Genomic DNA, 22,331 nt, shown 5'->3' with positions numbered 1-22,331 from the left:
TACACGCCATAGGTCACGCCGGATACTGCCACAGCAATACCGCCGGAGTAAGTTCCCTTAGCTTCTTCCACAACCTTATTGATATCGGTCCACACCGGAATGTGTGTGAGTAGCATGCGTTCAGCGCCGGCAGCAGTAGCCATATCGCCAGCTCGTTTACCGGTCAGGTGAACGCCGTCGATATGATCATCGCGGCCTTCTTCGAAGGCAGCCTCACAGAGGAACATATCCGCGCCTTTGGCTGCTTCGACCAGGCCATCACAGGTGTCGGTGTCCCCCGAGTACGTCAAAACACTCGTGAGCATTTCGCCATCCGGGCCCGGTTCGCTGGCCTCCACGCGCAAGGCGTAGGCTTCCTCAATCGGGTGACGCACCGGATAAGGCGTGATGGTGAAGGGCCCAATTTTTACTGGTTTATTCGGCGTCCACACCTGGAAGTCATAGTCCTTGGCCATGGTGTCACCATCGGGCAAGGAGTAGGCAGTTTCGATCCGGTTGGCGGTCGCTGCTGGTCCGTGCACCAGCATGCGTTCACGACCCCAGCCATTAGGATCCCAACGAATCGCCACATGTAGACCGCAAAGGTCCATGCAGTGATCCGGGTGTAGATGGGAAATCATGATCCCATCAATGTCTTTAAGATCTGTGTAGCGTTGCAGAACGCCCAGCGCGCCGGAACCTAAATCTAGGAGAATCTTCCAGTCGCGCGTGCCATCAAAGGCGGACACCAGGTAACAGGACGCAGGAGATCCCGGTCCAGGAAACGACCCGGTGCATCCGATGATGGTCAGCTTCATTCGTTTCTCGCTTTCGACGCGGCAATCATTTGCGGAGTAATCCGCGCAATCGCACCGGTCGGGTAGTGGGCGGCCACATGGTCCACGTGGCGCACCTGCAAAACCTCGGGTCCGAGGAAACGGCGAGCCAGTACACCAAAACTATCAGCGTTGCCTGTGGCAAGGAACTCATGACGCGCCGCGACACCATCTTCGCGCACCAATGAATGACGCGTTAATGCACGGAAAACATCCTTGGCAGTTTCTTCGGCACTGGAAACCAAGGTGACACCATCACCCATGACATAAGAAATAACACCGGTCAACAATGGGTAGTGGGTGCACCCCAAAATCAGGGTGTCCACGCCAGCTTCTTGAAGTGGCGCCAAATATTCCTGCGCGATCTGCAGAAGTTCTGGGCCGGCAGTAATTCCTGATTCCACGAACTCCACAAAACGCGGGCAGGCCACGGAAGTCACTTGAAGATCAGGGGCAGCAGCGAAGGCATCCTCGTAGGCCCGCGAACCGACCGTAGCTTGCGTACCGATGATGCCGATCTTGCCGTTCTTGGAGCCAGCCACTGCACGGCGTACTGCAGGCTGAATGACTTCCACCACCGGAATTCCGTATCTAGCGGTGTAGCGTTCTCGAGCATCACGCAAGACCGCGGCCGACGCAGAGTTGCAGGCGATCACCAGTAATTTCACGCCTGCATCCACCAGCTCATCCATGACGCCCAATGCGTTGGCACGCACCTGAGCAATCGGCAAGGGTCCGTAAGGCGAGTTTGCCGTATCACCAACATAGATCAGTGATTCGCCCGGGAGCTGATCAATCACTGCGCGAGCTACGGTCAGTCCACCAACGCCCGAGTCAAAGATGCCGATCGGCGTATCGGCATCAGGAACAGAAACTTGCTCGGTAGCAAAATAGGAATTCATCGATTAATACTCCGCATCCATCAGGGCGCTCATCAACGTATCCTGCACCCAGGAGACCAAGTTATAAACCAACGCTAGATACTCTTCAGGGGTTTCAACCTCCGCCGCGTCCAAGACTTCAGAGACGCGTTCAGCATCCTGTTCGTCTCGAATTTCAAGGCGTTCGGCCAAAACGAGCCGGACATCATTCAGCGCCTGCGCAAAGCGTTGTGCATTCTCTTTTTCCAGCACAATCTTGTCGGTTTCCATCAGGAACTGGGCCTCGCGCAATCGGCCAGTCTTCTGTGCAATCAAGTCGGCTTCGGTCAGTCGGCGGTGTTCTGCTGCTACAACAGGGTCATCGCTGGCATCAGGTAGAAGTTTAGACAGTGCCGGATCAGTGACCGCCGGCAGATCCATCGACTCAGGTCGCATTCCAGTTAGTGCGTACAAGGGGTCGATATCGTCAGGAAGCTGGTGTACAAGTGCACGCTCTTCCAGCATGGTGATCACGTCACCAAAGAGTTCGCGCAGTAACTTACGCTCAGCAGAATGCAGGGTGCCAGTAATTCCGTGGGCACCGTATTTGAAGGCCTTGGCCACCCTTAGGCCTCCTGGGTCATGGTCGCGTTGAGCCCGAATCCGTGCATCGCTTGGACATCTGATTCGATGGCTTCACGGCTACCGCTGCGCACATTGCAGAATCCGTCATGGTGCACCTGCAGCATGAGCTGTTCAGCCTTTTCAGCCGTGAATCCAAAGTAGGAACGGAACACGTAGGCCACGTAGCTCATCAAGTTCACCGGGTCATTCCACACAATCAAGCGCCATGGCTTTTCATACGTGGCGGCGGTTTCGATTTCGGGAAGTACATCGGGCATTGCGGTCATAATTTCTATTTTACGCGTCGATTCTGAACGCCACGCAGGACACGGTAAATATCATCTTCAGCGTGAGCCGTTATACAGTAAAAACCGGTCTGCTAGTACAGGCAGCACCACCGCTGATACTTTTTCGATCTTCAGGAGCGTCCCATGCGCACCAGCCTCTTCACCGACCACTACGAGTTGACCATGCTTCAGGCGGCACTCGAGTCCGGTGCGGCCCACCGCCCTTCCGTGTTTGAAGCGTTCGCACGGCGCTTGCCTGAGGGACGTCGCTATGGAGTTGTTGGCGGCACCGGACGCTTGCTTGAAGGATTGGCTGATTTTCACTTTGACGACGAGCAGCTGCGCTTCCTCAAAGACAACAAGGTCGTCAACGCACAGACCATCAAGTACTTGGAAAACTACCGATTCAGCGGGAACATCTCCGGTTACGCCGAGGGCGAGCTGTATTTCCCTAACTCTCCCCTGCTAACCGTCGAATCCACCTTCGCCGAAGCCTGCGTGGTAGAAACCTACCTGCTTTCGGTCATGAATCACGACTCGGCCATCACCTCGGCCGCCTCGCGCATGATCGCCTCGGCCGGTGACCGCCCCTGCATCGAAATGGGATCGCGACGCACCCACGAAGAATCGGCCGTTGCCGCAGCCCGCGCAGCGATGATTGCCGGTTTCGCTTCGACCTCAAATTTGGAGGCAGGTGCTCGTTACGGGCTAAAGACCGTGGGAACCTCTGCCCACTCCTTCACCCTGCTGCACGATTCGGAGCGCGCCGCCTTTGAAGCGCAGGTAGCTTCGCTGGGTAAGGACACGATCTTGTTGGTGGATACCTACGATGTCGAACAAGGTGTTCGCACCGCCGTTGAGGTCGCCGGTCCTGAACTCGGCGGGGTTCGCCTCGATTCTGGTGATCTGGTGCAACAGGCCGGTTGGGTCCGCCAGTTACTTGATGATCTAGGCAACTGGAACACGAAGATCACCGTCACCTCGGACTTGGACGAATACGCTATCGCTGCCTTGGCCAGCGCCCCGGTTGATTCCTACGGCGTAGGCACCGCCCTGGTCACCGGTTCCGGGCACCCCACCGCTTCAATGGTTTACAAGCTTGTTGCGCGTCAAGATGATGCCGGCGAGTGGATCCCCGTGGCCAAAGCCGCCGCAAATAAGGCTAGTATTGGCGGTCGCAAGCACGCGGTACGTCAGCTCAATGACCGTGACCGCGCTGTGGCGGAAGTTGTCTCCACCACCGAGCACACCACCGGTGGACCAGAACGCGAACTCGTGGTGCCGCTGGTGGTCAATGGCGAAATTGATCAGTCCTACACCGGTGCTTCCGGGGTACAGAAAGCCACCGAACGTCATCGCGCATCGATCCAAGAACTGCCTGGCGTTGCTCGCAAGTTGCAGCGTGGCGAACCGGTCATTCCAACGATCATGATTCAGAACTGAAAACACACGAAAATCTCAGTTGCGGGCCGTAGCCTATTCACAAGGTGAATTCAACGGCCCGCATCAAGGAGCAAGCCATGACTCGAGCCCTGCTGATCATTGATCTGCAACCTGACTTTTGCGAGGGCGGTGCCCTGGCCGTAGCGGGCGGAAATGCCGTTGCTGCAGCGATCGCCAGCGATATTGCCGAACGCCGCCAGAGTTATTCGGCCGTGATCACCACGCAAGACTGGCACATTGAGCCCGGAGCCCACTTTTCATCAACGCCAGACTACGTTGATTCGTGGCCACCACATTGTATTGCTGGAACCGCCGGAGCCGAGCTACACCCGCTGCTCAAAGATACGCCGGTCGACGCGCATTTTGCCAAGGGCCGTTTCACCGCCGCCTATTCAGGATTTGAAGCACGCGAGCTCATCGACGGTGCCCCTATTGACGATGAAAGTGGCCCGTTGTTGGCCCCGTGGTTGCGCGAAGCAGGCATCACCACCGTGGATATTGTCGGATTGGCAGCGGATCACTGCGTGCGCGCCACGGCCTTGGACGCTGTGGCTGAGGGTTTCAGCGCCACAGTCATCTCGCCACTGACAGCTGCTGTCACACCCGAAAACCTGCCCGCCGTTCATGATGAATTACGCGATGCCGGAGTCACGGTTCTAACTCTGGGCTAGGTGCGAACCGAGCTCTGATCCTCTAGGGCACTTGACCGTGGACTCACTCCGTGGGCATGCTGGGGGCACACTTTTGCCTCCTGGAACGGACCGACATGCGCAAGCTCGTGTACTACGTGGCCACAACTTTGGACGGCTACATTGCCGGGCCCGATGGTGGTGATCCTAGTGGCGCAGAATTCTTCCCCTTAGCGCAAGACCTGATCAGTTTTATGATCGAACACTACCCCGAAGCCTTGCCCACGGCCGCGCGGAAAGCGCTAGGGATTTCCGATCCTGGCACTACCTTCGACACTGTTCTTGAAGGCAGGGCATCCTACGAAGTTGGTTTGGCTGCCGGGACCACCGATGCCTATCGGCACCTTCGCCACCTGGTGTTCTCAACAACGCTCAAGAGCCACAACCCTGACGTTGAAATCGTTCCGGGCAGTGCACGCCAACGAGTGCGCCAACTGAAAAATGAACCAGGAAAAGACTTGTGGTTGGTCGGTGGTGGGAAACTAGCCCACAGTTTGCTCCCCGAAATCGACCGACTGATCCTGAAACAAAATCCATCAGTAATTGGCGCCGGCATCCCACTTTTTGACGGGCCCTTTGAGTTTCATCGGTTCCAACCCGTTGCACAGAGCGTACTTGATTCAGGGATCCGGGTGCTGACCTACGACCGGGTCAGCGAAGCTTCTACCAAGGCGTAACCGACCGCAGCGGATCCCCAAGTCTCCAGTCTCCCCGTCACGATGGGTTCACACTTTGGGCGATGGTGAAGTGGCCAGCCCACGTCGAGCGAGGTCCAGGCAAATGGCAGTAAATCCGAGGGTCTGCATCCTTTGCACGATACCAGGTAGAAGCTTGGGGGAAGCCAAGGCCACGACTCCCGCGATTTCTCCAAGAACCACTGCGGGACCAGCAAACTTTCGCACCGTGCCCGACTGACGGCGTTGTAGCTGCCAATCGTGCAGACAAATTCCCGCAGCGGCGCTGCCAGCGAGAGTCGTTGTGAGATAGTGCGCCCGATGGCGAAGGCTCGGGGCACCGCGATGCTTCTGGTCCTTCGGGTTCTGCTCGTCTTGTGAAATCGGGTAGTCCAGGGGGCTGAGTGCATCGGCGATCGTGGCAGTTCCGAACAGAGCCAATAACACTCGAAATGTTGTGGCACGGCGGTGCTGTGGCACGGCGCTGGCACCAATGAATAACGTGCCTGCCACGATGTCTGTCACTCGGAATACTCTTCGATCAGGATGACCACTGGCAGCTAACTCAGATAATAGTGTCGTACGTGGATCTAGTTTCCAGCCCAGTAGCGCTTCACTGAGCATGCCCGAAGAATAGGCCAACGCACCAGAACCCAATGCGTATCGAAAATACTTTTCGCGCTTTGTCATCTGCCCTAACCTTTCACAGAACTTCACGGTTCACCAAGGACCAAAAGGTTGACCGCGGAAATCACTTTTTGTTCCTTCCTGTTGCCGCAGAGGCGAAGGAAGGTAAGGAGGGGAACTCGGCCAGGCCTTCGGCATGAGCCATGCTTAGTCCTTGGGCTAACCATAGGTCCATGGTTCCAACTGCCGCATAGCGCGGTTGCCACTGTGGGTCGTATTTTGAGTTAAATTTCCATAGTGAAGCGACTTGAGCATGTTTGGATGCTTGTTGGGCCACCAGCTTCTCGAACCGTGATGAATTTTTGTCTTCTGCCACGGCATCGCGCAAGACCGCAAAGTTCAACCCCAGTCCGTGTTTGCCTTCAGTAGCCAGTTTCCCGATGGTCTCAATGATGATGAAATCCATGAGCCCACCTGGCATGTCCTCAGCAGTGCTCCGGCGCATCACGTCCAGCGACCAGCCGTTAGCTGCAGAGGCTGGCATCCACTGGATAAACGCTTGGGCAATCCCTTGAGCATCGAAGGCAATCGAGAGCATCAGCCCTTTGTCCTCAGGATCGAACAGGCGCGAAAGAGTCATCGAAAAACCACGCTCAACCTCACCTTGGCGGCTCTGCAGGCTCAACGCTTCCAGTCGTTGCTTGAGCTGATCGGAGATTTGCAAGGGGTCAACGTGCTGTACCGAATATCCGGCACGTACGATTCTGGCGTGTCCTTGTCTCAAAGACTTTGACTTCTTGCCTGCCAATGAAAAATTCTGGCAGTCCACAATGGCTTCGTCTCCCAGATACACCGTGTGCAGACCGCTGTCCTCATAGATCGGTAGCCACTCTTCGCCCGCCGCCAGTACGCTCACGGCCAAGCCATGGTGTTCTGCCCAGAGCATGAACTCGGCCCAGATTTCCTCGCGTTGCTCGGCCGGGCCAATAGGATCCGGAGACACCAAGCAGACCGAGCCACGAATAGCGTAGGCGAGCACCGAGTCTTTGAGGAAGAACCATTCTTTGTCATCGCGCAAGGCAAAATAGTCCAGGGTACCGCCGCCATAAGCATCGATCACACTGCGGGCCCGTTCACGTGCTTCGTGGTGTTCCTGTGCACCAATCTCTCTGGCGTGATTGGCCACATGCAGGTGCCACATCACCAAACCCACAATGCTCAGCACCAAGGCCAGCAGCAGTTCTAGTCGCGGGTGCTCGCCGCGTTCGTGAAGTTCCACATCCAGTGAACTAAAGAGCGTACGTACTCCATCGCCTAGACTCATTGCATTATCTCGAACGAGATGGATCAACAATCCGACAGCAATGATGGTCGCCAAGAGAAGCACCGCGCCACCGACCAACAGCGAGCGCCGAGTGAGGACCTTTCCGGGGCGTACCGGGAACGCGGCTTGCTTTGCAGCCAACCACGCCGCCCCCGCGAGGCTGAGCACCGCCACCGGCCAATCAATGGTCTTTCCAATATTGAAGAGCGCAATGAGCACCAGCAACGCTATCGAAACTCCCCACGCAAGTCGGTTGCCCGAGCGAAGGTATCGCGCCATCACAAAGAGGCTGAAGCTTCCAAAAATAATGTAGATGCGCGAAATTTGATAAAGAAAGGGAGGGAAGGCCGCTAACGGGCCGGAAAACAACAGTGGCGCGGCTCCGGCTAAGTGGGCGATCACCGGGGCGAACAGGCTGATCAAACCCAAAAAGATGGCTAGATACGAAGCAGCAGCCCGAGCGCGATCTCGTCGATGGACCCGGGCTGCTACCGATAATTCATTTTTAGCCATGGCAGAATTATGGCACTAGTACCTGTCAGCAGGCTTATTTGCGACCGACGAACCAGTCCTGCAATTTGTCGATACGAGCCTGTAGCTGATCGGCGGTGGCCTGAGGCACTGCCGGTCCGCCACAAATGCTGCGCAGCTTATTGTGAATCTGTCCATGGGGCGTTCCCGTACGGGCAGCCCACGCCGAAACGTTCTTGGAGAGTTTGGTACGCAATTCCATCATTCGGCGGTGATCAGAGACCGGCTCGGGTTTTGTGCCACCACGGTTAATCTGCTTGCTCTGTTGTTTGCGCAACAGTTCAGAAACCTGGTCGGTCTCCAATAAGCCTGGAATGCCAAGGAATCCTAGTTCTTCATCACTACCGATATCTGCACCGGTACCAAATTCGCCACCGTCAAAGAGCACACGGTCAAAGGAAGCCTGCGAATTCAGAGCTTCAAACTTATTGCGCGCCAGCTCATCGCTAGCCTTCTCTTCCTTATTGGCAGCCTCAAGAAGTGAATCGTCCAGACCGTCCTCGTCCTTGGAGCCTTCCTTATCCAGCGCGTGGTCGCGCTCGACTTCCATCTCGTTGGCTAAAGCCATCAGAATCGGCACGGAAGGCAAGAACACGCTCGCTACTTCCCCACGCTTGCGGCTACGCACAAAGCGTCCAACCGCCTGGGCAAAGAACAGCGGAGTCGAAGTGCTCGTCGCATACACACCGACGCACAATCGGGGCACGTCAACGCCCTCCGACACCATGCGCACGGCGACCATCCACCGGGCTTCGGAGGCCGAGAATTCATCGATCTTCTCGGAGGCTTTGGGATCATCGGAGAGGATGGTCGTGACTTTTTCGCCACAGATCGCTTCAAGCTGAGTGGCGTAACCGCGGGCGTCCTCGTGATCGGTGGCGATAATCAGGCCACCGGCATCTTTCACTGTACGACGGACCTCGGAAAGACGTCGGTCCGCAGCACGGAGCACCGAAGGTATCCAATCGCCGTGCGGATCTAAGGCGGTACGCCACGCATGAGCGGTGACGTCTTTGGTGAATCCCTCGCCGAGGTTCGCTTCCATTTCCTCGCCGGCAGCGGTACGCCAGCGCATGTTGCCCGAGTAAGCCATGAAGAGCACCGGGCGAACCACGTGGTCAGCAAGCGCATTGCCGTAACCGTAGGTGTAGTCCGCCTTGGAACGGCGAATTCCATCGCCCTCATCGACGTACTGCACAAAAGGAATGGGGGCCGCGTCGGAACGGAACGGGGTACCGGTCAAGGCCAAACGTCGTGTTGCTGGCTCAAACGCTTCGCGGATACCGTCGCCCCAGGACAGGGCGTCACCTGCGTGGTGGACCTCATCCATGATCACCAAGGTCCGAGCATTTTCGGTCTTGGCACGATGCACTGCAGGCTTGAGGGCCACCTGGGCATAGGTCACCACAACACCCAAATAGTGCGAGCCGTGGCGCCCATCAGAATTCTTGTAATTAGGGTCCAGTGCAATACCAACTCGGGCTGCCGCGTCGGCCCACTGCTTTTTCAGGTGGTCGGTCGGCGCGACAACAATCATGCGATTGATTTTGCCCGAATCGATGAGCACCTTGGCCAAGCGCAGTGCGAAGGTAGTTTTACCTGCGCCGGGGGTAGCCACGGCCATGAAGTCCTTGGGCTCGGTCTCAAAGTATTGAGCCAAGGCTTCGGCCTGCCAGGCGCGAAGTTTCGGCCCGGTTCCCCAGGCCGCACGTTCTGGATACGCTACAGGGAGCTTGTCTTCCAGTGGAAGTTTGTCGCCAAAATCAAAAAGTGTCTCGGTCATTTACCTTTTCCCGGCCGCGTGCTGTGTGTGAAGTAGTGCTGTTCGTTCTCGGGCACTACCCCATCAAGGAGTCGTAAACTTCCTTGCACTCAGGGCATACCGGGAACTTCTTGGGGTCTCGACCTGGGGTCCATACCTTGCCGCACAGGGCGATCACTGGCTCACCGGACAGCGCCGATTCCATGATCTTTTCCTTCTGCACGTAATGGGCAAAACGCTCATGATCGCCAGCCTCGACACTCTGAGTTGTCTCGGTCCGTTCGATCGTCGCTGTGCCGCCACGAGTTTCTTCAGACTGTTCCACCATGCCTTCAAGTCTAGTACGAATTACCTGCTTTGCGAGTCCGTTCAGCATGGGAGCTTGTCCACATCCACTGCCAAAAGTCTTTGTGCTTCCGCCTCCACATGCGCGCTTTTAGGCCGATCCAGCAACTGTGATTCATGGAGTTTTAACAACAAAACGACACGCGGTCTCACCCCAGCATTTTGCTGACGCAATGACCGCGTGCCGAATTGGCTTCACGAGATTTATTTGTTGAGCATGACCGCTTGCATCAGCTCAGGTGCCCGGTTTTCGTACCACTTACCACCTAGGACTAGGCCGCCGAAGAACAGTCCAATGCCCAGTACCAAACCAATGCCGAGGGTCAGGTAACTAAAGCCCTGCGACTCTTGGAACCAGCCAATCAGGTACGGAATGATCACCGGGATCAGCAAGACTCCCATGGTCGTGAAAGTAGCCAACTGGGTTAGCGCCACGCGCATACCGTTACCTGGAGGGGTCTTCATGGGATTATCCCCTGGAAGTGGTACCGCGTAGGTGTATCGGGCCGAGGCGACCGAAGCAACACCTAAGGCGACGAGCAAAGCAGCCAGGGACATGCCAATGTCACCGGGAATCCGCCATACTTCGCCGGAGATCGCTCCGGGCAGTATTGCCGCAGCAAGCACCGGAATGATTGACAGCGTCAGGCAGGCCAGGGCTCGTCCGGCACGATCGGCGCGCCCTGAAACCCCGGTAAGAACATGCAATGCAAACGCCGTATTGTCATAGGAAATATCGGCGGAAATGGAAAAGCCCAGCAGGATTCCGATAAAGGGTCCCAACAGGAACATCATGGTGTAGTTTCCGCTCTGGTTGCCGACAAACCAGAAGATCAACGGCAGCACCGGAACCATCAATACACCGATGGCGTAGCGCGGGTCTTTGAACCAATAGGTCAAAGCGCGGGCCCCGACGGCACCTGCTGGATTACTTGGTGCGTATTTGAAGAACCCCAAGCCACTTTGTTTGGCAGCTTGTTGTTCCGGTGGCGGCGTGACCGTCGCTTTGGCTGTCGCTCGAGAAACCAACCAATACAGGCCGGCCAGATAGATCACCGTCAGCACCAGACAGATACCAAACTGCACGTAGTTCCCAGCAGCGATGGCACCGGGGAGGGCCGCAGCAGCTCCCAACGGCGTGTAGGCCAATACATTGGCGATAGGCACTACCAAATCCACCAGGCTGCTCGCTGCCATGGCGATCGAGGAGATGATTGGCCCCAAGCAGACCAAGATCAAAAACAACACCGCAAAGGTGAATTCGCGGAATCGACGCTTGGCGCGCAAGGCGGTAGCCATAATCGTCAAATACTGGCATACCAACACCGCCATCACCGCGGTAATGATGGCAGCCACGATTCCAACCACCAGTGCCAAAGGATCATAACGGAAGGTGAGCGAACCACCAATGAGCCCAACAATCGTCAAGATCGCAGGTACCGAAATAAATCCGGATAGCACCAGGGCCGGGCCCAAGGCTTTTTGCGGGATGCCAAAGTGCACAAACCGCGAAGGCTCCAAGGTCAGATCAACACCGGTCAGCAGCGGTGGAATCACCGCCCAGCCCAGCACCACCAATGACGCGACGATGATGCTCACTTCTCCGGCAATCGCGCTTTCTCCGGCTGTGAACCAGGCGGCCAGGGTCAGCATCACTATCAGCCCTAAGGCGTACACGCCACCGATGATCACACCGACCAGCTGACCTACCGAACGCTTGAACCCATTGGCAAGCAGTCGTAGTTTCAGTTTGAGGATGTGCGCAACCATGACAACCCTTCATTATTTGCTCGTCCGCCGACCAGATCAACGAAGCGGTCTTCCAAGGTCATCTCACCACGTACCTCATCAACCGAACCCTGTGCCTTGAGCACACCTCCGGCAATGACAGCAACGTGGGTACACATGCGCTGCACGAGATCCATGACGTGCGAGGACACGATCACGGTGCCGCCGAACTTAACGTAGTCGTTCAGGATGTCACGGATATTGGCCGCCGAGACCGGGTCAACGGCTTCAAAAGGCTCGTCTAGTACCAAGAGTTTCGGTGAATGAATCATGGCGGTAGCCAAGGAAATCTTCTTGGTCATACCCGCCGAATAGTCCACCACGAGCTTGTCGCCGTCATCGCTGAGGTCCATAACGCGTAATAAGTCTTCGGTTCGATCCGTGACCTCTGCTCGTTCCATGCCACGCAAGAGTCCGGAGTAGGTAACCAACTGCCGACCGGTGAGGCGATCAAACTGACGCACGCCGTCGGCCAGTACACCCATGGTCGCTTTGGCTGCTTGCGGGTCCGCCCAGATATCCACGCCATTGACCAGGGCCTGCCCGGCATCGGGTCTGAGCAGTCCGGTGGCCATGGAGAGCATGGTGGTTTTACCGGCGCCGTTCGGGCCGACTAGGCCATAAAAAGATCCGGAAGGTACCTGCAGGCTGACATTGTCCACTGCGACTTTGGGACCAAATTGCTTGGCGAGGCCGCGAATATCCAGTGCGATCTGATTCATGTTTTCAGGCTAACAAAGCACCAAGTCAATGCACATCATCCTTTGGAGTTATTCCTGAGTACGAAAAAAGCCTCGGCCGACAAATTTTCTTGTCGACCGAGGCTTTGTGACGCAGCAAATTTAGAACAGCACGCGCGCCAATTTCTGACGGGAAGCTGCAACGCGAGGATCGGTATTGCCCACTACCGCGTAAAGCTCGATAAGGCGACGGCGAACACGTTCACGATCATCATCAGCCAGCTTTGAAATCAACAGCACCAGACGAGCGAAGGCATCCTCCACGTGACCGCCAATGACATCGAGGTCAGCCACATCAAGCTGCGCGCCAAGGTCTTCTGGGTTCTGTGCTGCCAGATCACGAGCCTTGTTTAGGTCAAGGTTCTGCGTGCGCGAGAGCAGTCGCACCTGGTAGACGCCAACCTGAGCTTCATGATCATTTGGCTTCTCGTTGAGCGCTTCGAGGTAGGCTGCCTCCGCGGCTGCGTAGTCCCCCGCATCTATGGCATCCACGGCCTTCTGATGCAGTGGTGGCAATGGCGGTTCGGTATCCGTCGCGGTTCCAGAAAATGGCGGAATAGTCCCGGTCAATCCCTGTTGTACTGCCAGCTGCTCAAGCTGGGTGAACAGTTGGCTAATCTGTTCTTCCGCGGCAGGACCTTGGAACAAGGGCACAGGCTGGCCCTTCACCAAAGCAACAACCATCGGAATCTGCTGAGCTTGGAAAGCCTGAGCGATCTGCGGATAAGTTTCTGCATCCACCAAGCCAAGAACAAACTTACCGCCCTTGGCATCCACCAGTTTGCGTAGCACGGCGTCAAGATCTGCCGATACCTGTACGCGCGGTGACCCCAGGGACACGATAGCTGGAACGCTCTGCGAGAGTCCCACAAACTGCTGGAAAGCCGCCTCGTCAAGGTTGGTGGTCCAGCTAGCAGCTGCCGAGGCAGCAGAGTCAGTAGCCTGCGGGCCCTGATTAGCCAGGGCCGAAAGGTCTACCGCCCCGCGGGTTGAGGGGATGTTCTCTTCGCTCATGGGTACTAGTCAACTTCCTTCACAGTGAGCAGGACTTGGTCAGCGGAGATCAGCTGGATCTTGTCTTCAGATCCATCGGCCGGGATGTAGAACATCACTGGCTCGGCGTAGGTGCTTTCCACGTTGCCATTGGACGAGCTGGAACCCAACAGCTGTTCGGTCAACTTATCGCTGCTCTTGAGCGGGTCGGCATTTTCGGTGCGCTCAAACAGGGCCTTGTTATTAAGCTTGCCCACCACGATGGCACCGCCATCTGGAGTGGACACGGCGTAGGTGTCGCCCTTGGTTACTGAACGCTTGTAGCTTACCTTTGCCTCGTCGGCATCATCCGATTCGGACTTCTGCGCGGCGTGGATCGCCTTGATGAACTCGGAGTCAGCAAACTGATCCTTCTGCTTCGAATTCTCATTGGTCAGGACATCAGCCAGGGCGTCCAGGGCCTTTTCTGGAGTCATCTGCAGGTCCTTAGCATCAGCGGTCAGCTGCTTCGTGGCAGGATCCCCCACTGCGATGCCCGGGAAGGATGAGTTCGGCAGCATCTGACCGGCGAAAACAACCTGGTAGTTATCACGCGCGCTCTTCTGCACCAAGGTCAAGGCCTGTGGCAGGGTATCAGCGTCGTTGTCCTTCGCGGTGACCACTGAGATCACGCGAGGGAATTCAGCGCCGCTGGCGTTTGGCACGGCAGCCGAGCGCAAGACCTGAGTGTTCAAGGTCAACGGCTTATCAACCTTGTAGTCCTTCTTAAGCATCTCGTAGCGCTGGCCGCGCAGGTACTTAAAGGCACCGGCAGCGCGGGACTCCAAAGCCTTCACATCCTGCTTATCATCGGCGTTGCCGACCTGCTTTTGAACATCAGCCAGAACGTTCTTGAGCTGCTCTTCGGTTAGTACCGGGTAGGCGGTAGGTTCCGCGTCAGAAGTTTCGCTGGACTCTGAAGCCGACTCGGTGGCAGAAGCCGATGCTGACTCTTCTGCAGGAGCGGACGAAGATGCGCTTGAGCTAGCTTCATCGGATGGGGAAGCAGATTCCGAAGGGGTAGCGCTGGAATCATCCTGCGGCTGCATTGGCAGCGCAACACCGGAAATCGCCAGTGCAACAACGGCAGCTGCAGCCACCGAGTGCTGAGTATTAGCGGAATTCTTTGGCTTAGCTGGACGCATCACCAGCAGGGCCAGCCCAAAGACCAGCAGTACTGCACCGGCGATGATCAACGGCAGAGCAAATGGCATTGCGTCATCGTTGGCGTAGGTCACGGAAATGTCCACTGGGGCTGCGTCCTTTCCGCCTGCGGCCAATAGCAGCGACCAGTCACCGGAGTCAGGAGTCGTCCAGCGGTAGGTCATGGTGCCATCAGCACTTTGTGAATCAAAGAAGATGTCATCGCCGGCAGGGTTAGGCACTTCGGCCTCACCGTCAACGTATTTAGCGATCATCTGGTGATTCTCGGTATCAACACCGGTCAGCGACACGTGTGCTGCATTGTCGACCCAAGCATCAACGTCGTAGCTACGTCCCAAAGACGCAGTGAATTCACCCTTGGCCTTGATTACCAGTTCTACCGGGTCAAGTTTGGGATCATTGACCGAAGACTCGATCACTGTCAGCGGTGCCTCGCCGTCAAGTTGCGGCATGGTCGCAGTGACCGTTTCGGGCGGGGCCCAAAAGGTCTTCTGTCCGATGCCAACCACGAGGGCTGCGGCCCCCAGTAGCATCGCGATCACGGAGATTACTTTTCGCACGAGTTCACCTATTCGCCTACGTCTTACTGCAGTTCATTCCCAAGTCTAACGAGTTCAACGCGATCATGGTTCCGTTCCGGGGCTGTGAAGTGGATCAATAGTATTTTCATGCAATGTCATGCACCACAAAAACACCGGTGCCCGCGATATGCTCAGTGCCATGGAGCCAGATCAACAGCGCCAACACAACGATCCTCACGAGCCTGAGGATCACACCGCTACACCTACTACGGCTGCAGAATCAACGGATTCAAAACCTGTGAATTCGCCGGAAGCCGAGTCTGGTACAGCGCAGAGCGCCACCAGTCCAAGTGCTCCGCTCCAAAGTCGCTGGGCCCGACGACTGAGCGCGGGCCTAGGCAAAATGTTCAGCACCCCGACGCGTGCTGCGGCACTCGGTGAAGTCCCAGAACATCAGTCAGAAGAATCTCTTGACCCCTTCCCGGCGCTGCATCCGGTGTCCATGGGCTTTTTGGCCACCATCGGCGTGGGTTTGGCCCTCGGCGGATACTACGTCCTGACCAATGTCGGTTCGTTGCTGACCTGGATTGCCATTGCGCTGTTCATCGCCTTGGGGTTGGACCCAGTCGTGCGCTTTTTGATGCGACGCGGGCTGTCCCGTCCCATGTCTGTCGTACTGACGATGGTGGGCACGCTAGCCATATTTGGCGGGTTCATGGCGTTGATCATTCCAACCTTGGTCAACCAGATCACGAGCTTCATCACCCGGGCGCCGGAAATCGTCGCAGATTTTTTGAACAGTGAATGGGTACAAGAAATCGATCAGCAGTACGCACTGTCCGAACGCGTCACCACCGAAGTCAATCGCTTCTTCGGTGATTCCGGTGCGGTCACCAACGTCTTTGGTGGCGTGCTCGGTGTCTCTCAGACCGTGGCACAGTCCATGTTTGGCATCCTGATCGTATTGGTGCTGGCCATCTACTTCTTGGCTTCGCTACCCGGCATCATGGGCTTTTCTTTGCGCCTAGCTCCGCGGTCAAAGCGTCAGCGGGTCAGTGAACTGGCCGAAAGAATTACCCGGTCTGTCGGTAACTACGTGATGGGTCAGGCTTCCGTAGCGATTTTGAACTCGCTGGTGGCCCTGCTGCTGATGACCATCCTTGGTGTTCCGTTCGCCGCACTCTTGACCTTGCTAGTGGCCATACTGGCCTTCATTCCGCTGGTTGGTGGCGTGATTGCTGGGATTCTGGTCACCTTGGTGACATTGTCCTTGGGATGGCAGACCGCAGTGATCTACGCCGTCTGCTACTTCGGGTACCTACAAGTTGAGGCCTACTTTGTGTCCCCACGCATTATGCGTAGGGCGGTGGCGGTGCCCGGTGCCGTAGCTGTCATCTCGGTCATCGCCGGCGGAACTCTGGCCGGGGTCACCGGTGCGCTCATGGCTATTCCGGTAGCTGCCAGCGCGATGATCTTGCTCCGCGAAGTTTTTATCGCACGCCAAGACCATCGTTAGGACACGCGCCTAATAGCGGTAGGAGCGGGTATCCCAGCAATGTGGGTGCCAATGACGACGGGCCGATGCTGCTGCGTCATCACCTGACCAGTGGTCTGCCCGCCAAGCAACAACGTGTCCTACCCCCACGCCGATCTGCTGATGGCAGCCGGGGCAGGTGTAAACCTTATTGGCGTTCAGCGGTGCAATCTTGCGTACATGCCATTGCCCGTCGGGCGCATCTTGCAGTCGCACCACGCCGAAGCGGGCGCGCTGTAGCCAGTCGTCAGTGCCGGCTTCATACTCCGATTCTTCGTCATGGTTTCGTGCCTTGCCGGGACGTAAATTCTTGGAACGGCGTGGACGGTTTGAACGTGGCATGTCATTAATCATGCCGTATCTACCAACACAACTAACAACCAGCTAGTAAAGTGTGTGGGGTGCGTTTAGTGGTTGCAAAGTGTTCAGTAGATTACGAGGGCCGTCTTCGAGCCCACCTTCCGTTGGCGACTCGCCTGGTGATGGTCAAGGCCGATGGCTCGGTGCTGATCCATTCCGATGGTGGTAGCTATAAGCCGCTGAACTGGATGAACCCTCCCCTGACCCTGCATGAGGGAACTCCCGATGAAGATGCTGCCGCCTTGGGCGCGGTGTCCACCTGGACTGTTGCCAGCGCCAAAACCGATGACAAGCTGACCATCAATTTCCACAGCTTCGAGCACGACTCAGCACATATCCTGGGTACCGACCCGGGCCTGATCAAAGACGGCGTTGAGGCAGACCTTCAGCGCCTGCTGGCCGAACAGATCGAATTGCTCGGCGATGGCCACAAGCTGATTCGCCGTGAATATATGACCGCCATTGGTCCGGTAGATATCCTCGCTCGTGATGCCAAGGGTGCCACCGTGGCGGTAGAGCTCAAGCGTCGTGGTGACATCGACGGTGTGGAACAGCTGACCCGATACCTGGATCTGCTCAACCGCGATCCATTGCTGAAGCCGGTGACCGGAATTTTTGCTGCCCAGCAGATCAAACCGCAGGCTCGTACGCTCGCTGAGGATCGCGGAATTCGTTGCCTCACCTTGGATTATGACGCCATGCGTGGTGTTGATGACTCAGCCGGGCGCCTTTTCTAGCCCAACTTTTTTGAACAGTTGCCCCCGGTCGATGACTCGGGGGCTTCTGTCTTCTAAGCTGGGAACATGACTTCAACGCGCTACGCCCTTTTCGCCACCCTGATATCTGACGGACAGAAGGTCACCGATGGCGTACTTGCCGTTGACGGTGATCGCATCGCTTTCGCTGGTAACAAAGATGACTTCCTTGCCCGCTCGGACGCCCAAGACTTTGAAGTCCGTGAGCTGGTGGCCGGGGCCACGATCATCCCCGGCTTGGTGGACCTACACTGCCACGGTGCAATGGGCACGGACTTTTCTGCGCCAGATCATTCCAGCATCACCACGGCTCTGGAATTCCTCCACGGCGCTGGCACCACCACGTTATTGGCCTCGCTGGTGACCGCAGAGCCAGGCTCAATGGTCGACGCCGCTGAGATTCTGGCTGAGTTCGCCGAGTCCGGCGCAATTGCTGGCATTCACAGTGAAGGCCCTTTCCTTTCCGAGGCTCGCTGTGGTGCTCAAGACCCACGCTACCTACAGCTTCCCGATCCAGAGTTCGCCACGGAATTGGTTGCTGCCAGCCGCGGACAGCTACGCACCATGACCTACGCTCCAGAGTTGGAAGGCAGTGACGAGCTGATCGAACAGCTGGTCTCCCAGGGCGTTGTTCCTTCCCTAGGCCATACCAATGCCACAGCTAGCGTCACCGCGGAATCCCTGCGCTTCGCCCGGGAACAACTGCGTAGCGCCGGCGTGGATGGCTTCACCGAGCGACCTACGGTCACCCACCTATTCAACGGCATGCCACCGTTACATCACCGCGAGCCCGGACCGGTAGCAGCCTGTCTTGAAGAGGCGGCCAACCGCAATGCCTTTGTAGAGCTCATCTCCGATGGGGTGCACCTCTCCCCTGATACCGTGCGTTTGGTCTACCGTCTGGTTGGAGCCGATAACGTCCTGCTGGTCAGCGACTCCATGGCCGCTACAGGGCTTGCTGATGGGCAATACACCCTAGGACCCCAGCAGGTTAACGTGGTGGACGCTCAGGCGCGCCTGGCCAGTGATAACTCGCTTGCCGGTGGCACCTCCACCTTGCTGCAGGTCCTCCAGCATACTGTGGCCGCCGGTGTCCCCCTGGTGCAGGCGGTAAACTCGGCAACGTCCATTCCAGCTTCCCTGATCGGCCTGGCCGACGAGGTGGGATCCTTGCACTACGGATTTGCCGCTGATGTTTTGATCCTTGATGAAAACCTGCAATTGGTACAGACCATCCGCAAGGGCCAGTACCTCTAACCCCAGGGCAAAACTATGGGCCGCCGTTACTTTCGAAACGGCGGCCCATAGTTATGAAATTCTAAATCTGCCAGCTTCCGGCGATCGGCCCGGCTTCGAGCCAGGCAGAAAAGCCAGTGTAGTCACGGTAATCCATGGCTAACAGTAGTTCTTCTCCACCACGATTCAGCATCACAACGATGAATCCTGGCGGGATCCGCGAGGCTTCCTCGTCGGTGGCGCGGCGGGTTCCGGTGATATCCAGTCCGCGACGGGTCAGCTGGAACCGTGGCACTGGTGAGACAGAGAAAAACCGCAACAGATCTACATGTCCGCCGCCGTAGCGACCGATCACCATCATCCATTTGCCCTGAGGCGTAAGAATACTGGCGTCAAAGGTGCCCAGCGTGCGTCGCAATTGAATGCGACGCACAGCCATAGCGCCAAAGAACATGACGATGCCGATCAGGATCAGCAACGCGATAAGAACTGGTGCGGTTATCTCAAACAATTCATTGCCTACGCTGCGGAACCAAGCACAGCGTTGTCAGCAACGATGACCACGCGGTCCGACTCAACGGAGAAGAATCCCCCGTCGACCTGAACCGAGAAGCGGGACTCGGAAACCGGTTCGATTTCCAGATCCCCAGCGGCAAGCACCGACAGCATCGGAACGTGACCGGGCAGAACTCCGATCTCGCCGTCTACCGAGCGTGCTTTGACCAGCTTCGCAGCGCCCGACCACACGAAGTGGTCGGCCGCTACGATTTCGACCTGAAGTTCGGCCATGTTTACTTGCTGGCCTTCTGGATCTCAGCCCACTGGCGCTCAACGTCATCAAGACCACCGACGTTGAAGAACGCCTGCTCTGCAATGTGGTCCAGGTCGCCATCGCAAATAGCCTTGAAGCCTTCGATGGTGTCCTTGATGGCAACGGTCGAACCCTCAACACCGGTGAACTGCTTAGCGGTGTAAGTGTTCTGCGAGAGGAACTGCTGGATACGACGTGCACGTGCCACGACGATCTTGTCCTCTTCGCCCAGTTCGTCGATACCGAGGATCGCGATGATGTCCTGCAGTTCCTTGTTCTTCTGCAGGATCGCCTTCACGCGGATGGCAACATCGTAGTGAGCCTGGCCGATGTACTGCGGATCAAGGATGCGCGAGGTCGAGGTCAGCGGGTCAATTGCTGGGTACAGACCACGGGAAGCAATTTCACGCGAAAGTTCGGTGGTTGCATCCAAGTGCGCGAAGGTTGCTGCTGGAGCCGGGTCGGTGTAGTCATCGGCCGGGACGTAAACAGCCTGCATCGAGGTAATCGAGCGGCCCTTCGTCGAGGTGATGCGTTCCTGCAGCAGACCCATTTCATCGGCCAAGTTCGGCTGGTAACCCACGGCGGAAGGCATGCGGCCCAGCAGGGTCGACACCTCGGAACCGGCCTGGGTGAAGCGGAAGATGTTGTCGATGAACAGCAGCACGTCCTGGTTCTGCACATCGCGGAAGTATTCCGCCATGGTCAGTGCGGACAGTGCCACGCGCAGACGAGTTCCTGGTGGCTCATCCATCTGGCCGAACACCAAGGCGGTGTCCTTCAGAACGTTAGCCTCGTCCATTTCGACCCAGAGGTCATTACCTTCACGGGTGCGCTCGCCCACACCGGCGAATACCGAAGTACCACCGAAGTTACGTGCCACACGGGTGATCATTTCCTGGATCAGAACGGTCTTGCCAACGCCAGCGCCGCCGAACAGGCCGATCTTTCCACCCTTGATGTATGGGGTGAGAAGGTCGATGGACTTAATGCCGGTTTCCAGCATTTCGGTCGAGCCTTCAAGTTCGGAGAACTTTGGTGGCTGGCGGTGGATTGGCCAACGCTCGGTGACCTGAATCTCCGAGTTGTCAACGTCCAGGGCATCGCCCAGCACGTTGAAGATGTGGCCCTTGACGCCGTCGCCTACTGGGACGGAAATCGCAGCGCCGGTGTCCTTCACAGCAGCACCGCGGACCAGGCCGTCGGTGGCCTGCAGCGATACTGCACGAACCAGGCCCTCACCGAGGTGCTGGCTGGTTTCGAAGGTAACGGTCTTGGTTTCGCCGTTGAGGGTCAGCTCAGCGGTCAGTGCGTTGTAGATAGCAGGCAGTGCATCGGCTGGGAACTCGACGTCCACGACCGGGCCAGTCACGCGCGCGATGCGACCGGTGGCCCCTGCGGTAACCTGCTCGTTGAGTTGGGCAGTCATCTTTCTCACTTCTTGTCTGGTCGGAGTATTCGAAAATTAGCTGTTCAGCGCGTCGGCGCCGGCAATAATTTCCGAAAGCTCCTGGGTGATTTCAGCCTGACGGGCATTGTTAAGCAATCGTGTGTACTTCTTGATCAATTCGCCGGCGTTGTCGCCTGCAGCCTTCATTGCGCGCTGACGTGCAGCAAGCTCCGAAGCTGCGGACTGCAGCTGGCAATTGAACAATCGAGACTCGATGTACCGAGGAAGCAGTGCGTCAAGAACTTCTTCCGGCGATGGCTCAAACTCGTACAGTGGCAACAGCTCGTCGGTTGGAGTCTCGGATTCATCCTCGACAACCTCCAACGGCAACAGACGGATGACCGTCGGTTCCTGCGTGACCATCGACTTGAACTGGGTGTAAACGACGTGAATTTCTTCGACGCCACCTTCTTCAAAGTCGGTGTTGAAGTCCTCTAGGAGGACGTCGCGCAGCTCGTGTGCGGTTTCGAAACGCGGAGAATCAGTTTCTCCGGTCCACACTCTTGCGTACTCGCGTGAACGGAAATCAAAGTAAGCCTGTGCCTTACGGCCGACCAGGTAGGTCTTAACTTCTTTGCCTTCTTCACGCAGCAGTTCCACGAGGTGCTCTGCCTGCTTCAGAACGCTGGCGGAGTAGGACCCGGCAAGTCCTCGGTCCGAAGTCATTACCAAGACCGCGGCACGGCGTACCTGCGCCGGCTCGGTGGTCAGTGGGTGTTCGACATCGGCCTGGGACGCGACGGCGGTTACTGCACGGGTAATCGCATTGGCGTATGGCAGTGATGCCGCGACACGCGTACGTGCCTTACCAATGCGGGATGCAGCAATCAGTTCCATCGCCTTGAAGATCTTGCGCATCGACTTGGTCGATCCGATCTTCTGGCGGTAGACCCGAATCTGGGCTCCCATGTGTGTCCTTTCCTTATTCCCTACTGTAGGGGTGCGGCACCGTGACCGGT

Annotated in this window: 22 protein-coding genes and 1 pseudogene; 6 read left to right on the top strand and 17 right to left on the bottom strand. The window is 57.1% G+C overall.

Features of this window, described 5'->3' with window-relative positions; all coding sequences use genetic code 11:
* Window positions 1-2 precede the first annotated feature (2 nt).
* The 4 genes and pseudogenes from QMQ05_RS06255 to clpS all read right to left on the bottom strand — a co-directional run.
* A pseudogene (locus tag QMQ05_RS06255) lies at window positions 3-797 on the bottom strand (MBL fold metallo-hydrolase); the annotation flags it as partial.
* A complete protein-coding gene (murI, locus tag QMQ05_RS06250) occupies window positions 794-1,717 on the bottom strand; it encodes a glutamate racemase (RefSeq protein WP_345473904.1) in 924 nt (307 codons plus the stop codon). The gene murI and the pseudogene QMQ05_RS06255, both read right to left, overlap by 4 nt.
* A 3-nt stretch (window positions 1,718-1,720) precedes the next feature.
* Complete coding sequence (locus QMQ05_RS06245) at window positions 1,721-2,299, bottom strand: DUF2017 domain-containing protein (RefSeq protein WP_345473902.1); 579 nt, start codon at window positions 2,297-2,299, stop codon at window positions 1,721-1,723.
* A 2-nt stretch (window positions 2,300-2,301) separates the two neighbouring features.
* A complete protein-coding gene (gene clpS, locus QMQ05_RS06240) occupies window positions 2,302-2,586 on the bottom strand; it encodes an ATP-dependent Clp protease adapter ClpS (protein ID WP_334122800.1) in 285 nt (94 codons plus the stop codon).
* Window positions 2,587-2,730: 144 nt separating this feature from the next.
* Here clpS and QMQ05_RS06235 point away from each other — a divergent pair, with 144 nt between their 5' ends.
* From QMQ05_RS06235 to QMQ05_RS06225, 3 genes are all read left to right on the top strand, one after another.
* Entirely contained in the window at window positions 2,731-4,029 is a 1,299-nt protein-coding gene (locus QMQ05_RS06235) for a nicotinate phosphoribosyltransferase (protein ID WP_345473900.1), read from the top strand.
* Window positions 4,030-4,106: 77 nt separating this feature from the next.
* On the top strand, window positions 4,107-4,700 hold the full coding sequence (locus QMQ05_RS06230) for an isochorismatase family protein (protein WP_345473898.1): 594 nt from the start codon (window positions 4,107-4,109) through the stop codon (window positions 4,698-4,700).
* Between the two features lie 95 nt (window positions 4,701-4,795).
* Window positions 4,796-5,395 carry a dihydrofolate reductase family protein gene (locus tag QMQ05_RS06225; RefSeq protein WP_345473896.1) on the top strand — a complete coding sequence of 200 codons (600 nt, stop codon included), beginning with the start codon at window positions 4,796-4,798 and terminating at the stop codon, window positions 5,393-5,395.
* A 48-nt stretch (window positions 5,396-5,443) separates the two neighbouring features.
* Here the strand turns inward: QMQ05_RS06225 and QMQ05_RS06220 are convergent, their stop codons facing one another.
* The 8 genes from QMQ05_RS06220 to QMQ05_RS06185 all read right to left on the bottom strand — a co-directional run bounded on the left by QMQ05_RS06220 (window position 5,444) and on the right by QMQ05_RS06185 (window position 15,265).
* Window positions 5,444-6,082 (bottom strand): DUF998 domain-containing protein, encoded by a 639-nt coding sequence (locus QMQ05_RS06220; RefSeq protein WP_345473894.1) that lies wholly within the window; start codon window positions 6,080-6,082, stop codon window positions 5,444-5,446.
* 61 nt (window positions 6,083-6,143) lie between these two features.
* Window positions 6,144-7,856, bottom strand: a complete 1,713-nt coding sequence (locus QMQ05_RS06215) for a bifunctional lysylphosphatidylglycerol flippase/synthetase MprF (protein WP_345473892.1) — start codon at window positions 7,854-7,856, stop codon at window positions 6,144-6,146.
* Between the two features lie 34 nt (window positions 7,857-7,890).
* Entirely contained in the window at window positions 7,891-9,657 is a 1,767-nt protein-coding gene (locus QMQ05_RS06210) for a DEAD/DEAH box helicase (protein WP_058253986.1), read from the bottom strand.
* A gap of 55 nt (window positions 9,658-9,712) precedes the next feature.
* Window positions 9,713-9,964 (bottom strand): DUF3039 domain-containing protein, encoded by a 252-nt coding sequence (locus tag QMQ05_RS06205; protein ID WP_022876321.1) that lies wholly within the window; start codon window positions 9,962-9,964, stop codon window positions 9,713-9,715.
* 221 nt (window positions 9,965-10,185) lie between these two features.
* A complete protein-coding gene (locus QMQ05_RS06200; protein ID WP_345473887.1) occupies window positions 10,186-11,751 on the bottom strand; it encodes a transporter in 1,566 nt (521 codons plus the stop codon).
* Window positions 11,727-12,491 (bottom strand): ABC transporter ATP-binding protein, encoded by a 765-nt coding sequence (locus tag QMQ05_RS06195; RefSeq protein ID WP_334123537.1) that lies wholly within the window; start codon window positions 12,489-12,491, stop codon window positions 11,727-11,729. The genes QMQ05_RS06200 and QMQ05_RS06195 overlap by 25 nt, the downstream gene beginning before the upstream one ends.
* Window positions 12,492-12,611: 120 nt before the next feature.
* Window positions 12,612-13,523: a co-chaperone YbbN gene (locus tag QMQ05_RS06190; RefSeq protein ID WP_345473885.1), complete on the bottom strand. Its 912-nt coding sequence runs from the start codon at window positions 13,521-13,523 to the stop codon at window positions 12,612-12,614.
* Between the two features lie 5 nt (window positions 13,524-13,528).
* Entirely contained in the window at window positions 13,529-15,265 is a 1,737-nt protein-coding gene (locus tag QMQ05_RS06185) for a hypothetical protein (protein WP_345473884.1), read from the bottom strand.
* 118 nt (window positions 15,266-15,383) lie between these two features.
* On the opposite strand from QMQ05_RS06185, the gene QMQ05_RS06180 reads away from it, so the two are divergent.
* Window positions 15,384-16,742, top strand: coding sequence for an AI-2E family transporter (locus QMQ05_RS06180; protein ID WP_345473882.1), 1,359 nt, complete (start codon window positions 15,384-15,386; stop codon window positions 16,740-16,742).
* Window positions 16,743-16,751: 9 nt separating this feature from the next.
* Here QMQ05_RS06180 and QMQ05_RS06175 read toward each other — a convergent pair whose 3' ends face one another.
* Window positions 16,752-17,102, bottom strand: a complete 351-nt coding sequence (locus QMQ05_RS06175) for a hypothetical protein (protein ID WP_345473880.1) — start codon at window positions 17,100-17,102, stop codon at window positions 16,752-16,754.
* A gap of 59 nt (window positions 17,103-17,161) precedes the next feature.
* Between QMQ05_RS06175 and nucS the strand changes: the two genes are divergently transcribed.
* Together nucS and QMQ05_RS06165 are read left to right on the top strand one after the other, a co-directional pair.
* On the top strand, window positions 17,162-17,857 hold the full coding sequence (nucS, locus tag QMQ05_RS06170) for an endonuclease NucS (protein WP_334123532.1): 696 nt from the start codon (window positions 17,162-17,164) through the stop codon (window positions 17,855-17,857).
* A gap of 66 nt (window positions 17,858-17,923) precedes the next feature.
* Window positions 17,924-19,132 carry an N-acetylglucosamine-6-phosphate deacetylase gene (locus tag QMQ05_RS06165; protein ID WP_345473878.1) on the top strand — a complete coding sequence of 403 codons (1,209 nt, stop codon included), beginning with the start codon at window positions 17,924-17,926 and terminating at the stop codon, window positions 19,130-19,132.
* Between the two features lie 61 nt (window positions 19,133-19,193).
* Here QMQ05_RS06165 and QMQ05_RS06160 read toward each other — a convergent pair whose 3' ends face one another.
* From QMQ05_RS06160 to QMQ05_RS06145, 4 genes are read right to left on the bottom strand one after another with little or no spacing between them, the layout of a single operon-like run.
* The gene (locus tag QMQ05_RS06160) at window positions 19,194-19,622 is read right to left on the bottom strand and encodes a DUF2550 domain-containing protein (protein WP_334123530.1); all 429 of its coding nucleotides are present in this window, start codon (window positions 19,620-19,622) and stop codon (window positions 19,194-19,196) included.
* Window positions 19,623-19,630: 8 nt separating this feature from the next.
* Window positions 19,631-19,900, bottom strand: coding sequence for a F0F1 ATP synthase subunit epsilon (locus QMQ05_RS06155; protein WP_058253978.1), 270 nt, complete (start codon window positions 19,898-19,900; stop codon window positions 19,631-19,633).
* A gap of 2 nt (window positions 19,901-19,902) precedes the next feature.
* Window positions 19,903-21,351 (bottom strand): F0F1 ATP synthase subunit beta, encoded by a 1,449-nt coding sequence (atpD, locus tag QMQ05_RS06150; protein WP_058253977.1) that lies wholly within the window; start codon window positions 21,349-21,351, stop codon window positions 19,903-19,905.
* 36 nt (window positions 21,352-21,387) lie between these two features.
* A complete protein-coding gene (locus QMQ05_RS06145; protein ID WP_058253976.1) occupies window positions 21,388-22,281 on the bottom strand; it encodes a F0F1 ATP synthase subunit gamma in 894 nt (297 codons plus the stop codon).
* Window positions 22,282-22,331: the final 50 nt, after the last annotated feature.

It is taken from the genome of Glutamicibacter sp. B1, assembly GCF_039602135.1.
Classification (GTDB): Bacteria; Actinomycetota; Actinomycetes; order Actinomycetales; family Micrococcaceae; genus Glutamicibacter; species Glutamicibacter ectropisis.
This window is presented reverse-complemented; position numbering and strand designations above follow the sequence as displayed.

What these genes read in the sequence shown, in the direction of transcription:
- murI (WP_345473904.1), bottom strand. Translation starts at nt 1,717, where the DNA reads ATGAATTCCTATTTTGCTACCGAGCAAGTTTCTGTTCCTGATGCCGAT.
- clpS (WP_334122800.1), bottom strand. Translation starts at nt 2,586, where the DNA reads ATGACCGCAATGCCCGATGTACTTCCCGAAATCGAAACCGCCGCCACG.
- QMQ05_RS06235 (WP_345473900.1), top strand. Translation starts at nt 2,731, where the DNA reads ATGCGCACCAGCCTCTTCACCGACCACTACGAGTTGACCATGCTTCAG.
- QMQ05_RS06230 (WP_345473898.1), top strand. Translation starts at nt 4,107, where the DNA reads ATGACTCGAGCCCTGCTGATCATTGATCTGCAACCTGACTTTTGCGAG.
- QMQ05_RS06225 (WP_345473896.1), top strand. Translation starts at nt 4,796, where the DNA reads ATGCGCAAGCTCGTGTACTACGTGGCCACAACTTTGGACGGCTACATT.
- QMQ05_RS06220 (WP_345473894.1), bottom strand. Translation starts at nt 6,082, where the DNA reads ATGACAAAGCGCGAAAAGTATTTTCGATACGCATTGGGTTCTGGTGCG.
- QMQ05_RS06215 (WP_345473892.1), bottom strand. Translation starts at nt 7,856, where the DNA reads ATGGCTAAAAATGAATTATCGGTAGCAGCCCGGGTCCATCGACGAGAT.
- QMQ05_RS06210 (WP_058253986.1), bottom strand. Translation starts at nt 9,657, where the DNA reads ATGACCGAGACACTTTTTGATTTTGGCGACAAACTTCCACTGGAAGAC.
- QMQ05_RS06205 (WP_022876321.1), bottom strand. Translation starts at nt 9,964, where the DNA reads ATGGTGGAACAGTCTGAAGAAACTCGTGGCGGCACAGCGACGATCGAA.
- QMQ05_RS06200 (WP_345473887.1), bottom strand. Translation starts at nt 11,751, where the DNA reads ATGGTTGCGCACATCCTCAAACTGAAACTACGACTGCTTGCCAATGGG.
- QMQ05_RS06195 (WP_334123537.1), bottom strand. Translation starts at nt 12,491, where the DNA reads ATGAATCAGATCGCACTGGATATTCGCGGCCTCGCCAAGCAATTTGGT.
- QMQ05_RS06190 (WP_345473885.1), bottom strand. Translation starts at nt 13,523, where the DNA reads ATGAGCGAAGAGAACATCCCCTCAACCCGCGGGGCGGTAGACCTTTCG.
- QMQ05_RS06180 (WP_345473882.1), top strand. Translation starts at nt 15,384, where the DNA reads ATGCACCACAAAAACACCGGTGCCCGCGATATGCTCAGTGCCATGGAG.
- QMQ05_RS06175 (WP_345473880.1), bottom strand. Translation starts at nt 17,102, where the DNA reads ATGCCACGTTCAAACCGTCCACGCCGTTCCAAGAATTTACGTCCCGGC.
- QMQ05_RS06165 (WP_345473878.1), top strand. Translation starts at nt 17,924, where the DNA reads ATGACTTCAACGCGCTACGCCCTTTTCGCCACCCTGATATCTGACGGA.
- QMQ05_RS06155 (WP_058253978.1), bottom strand. Translation starts at nt 19,900, where the DNA reads ATGGCCGAACTTCAGGTCGAAATCGTAGCGGCCGACCACTTCGTGTGG.
- atpD (WP_058253977.1), bottom strand. Translation starts at nt 21,351, where the DNA reads ATGACTGCCCAACTCAACGAGCAGGTTACCGCAGGGGCCACCGGTCGC.
- QMQ05_RS06145 (WP_058253976.1), bottom strand. Translation starts at nt 22,281, where the DNA reads ATGGGAGCCCAGATTCGGGTCTACCGCCAGAAGATCGGATCGACCAAG.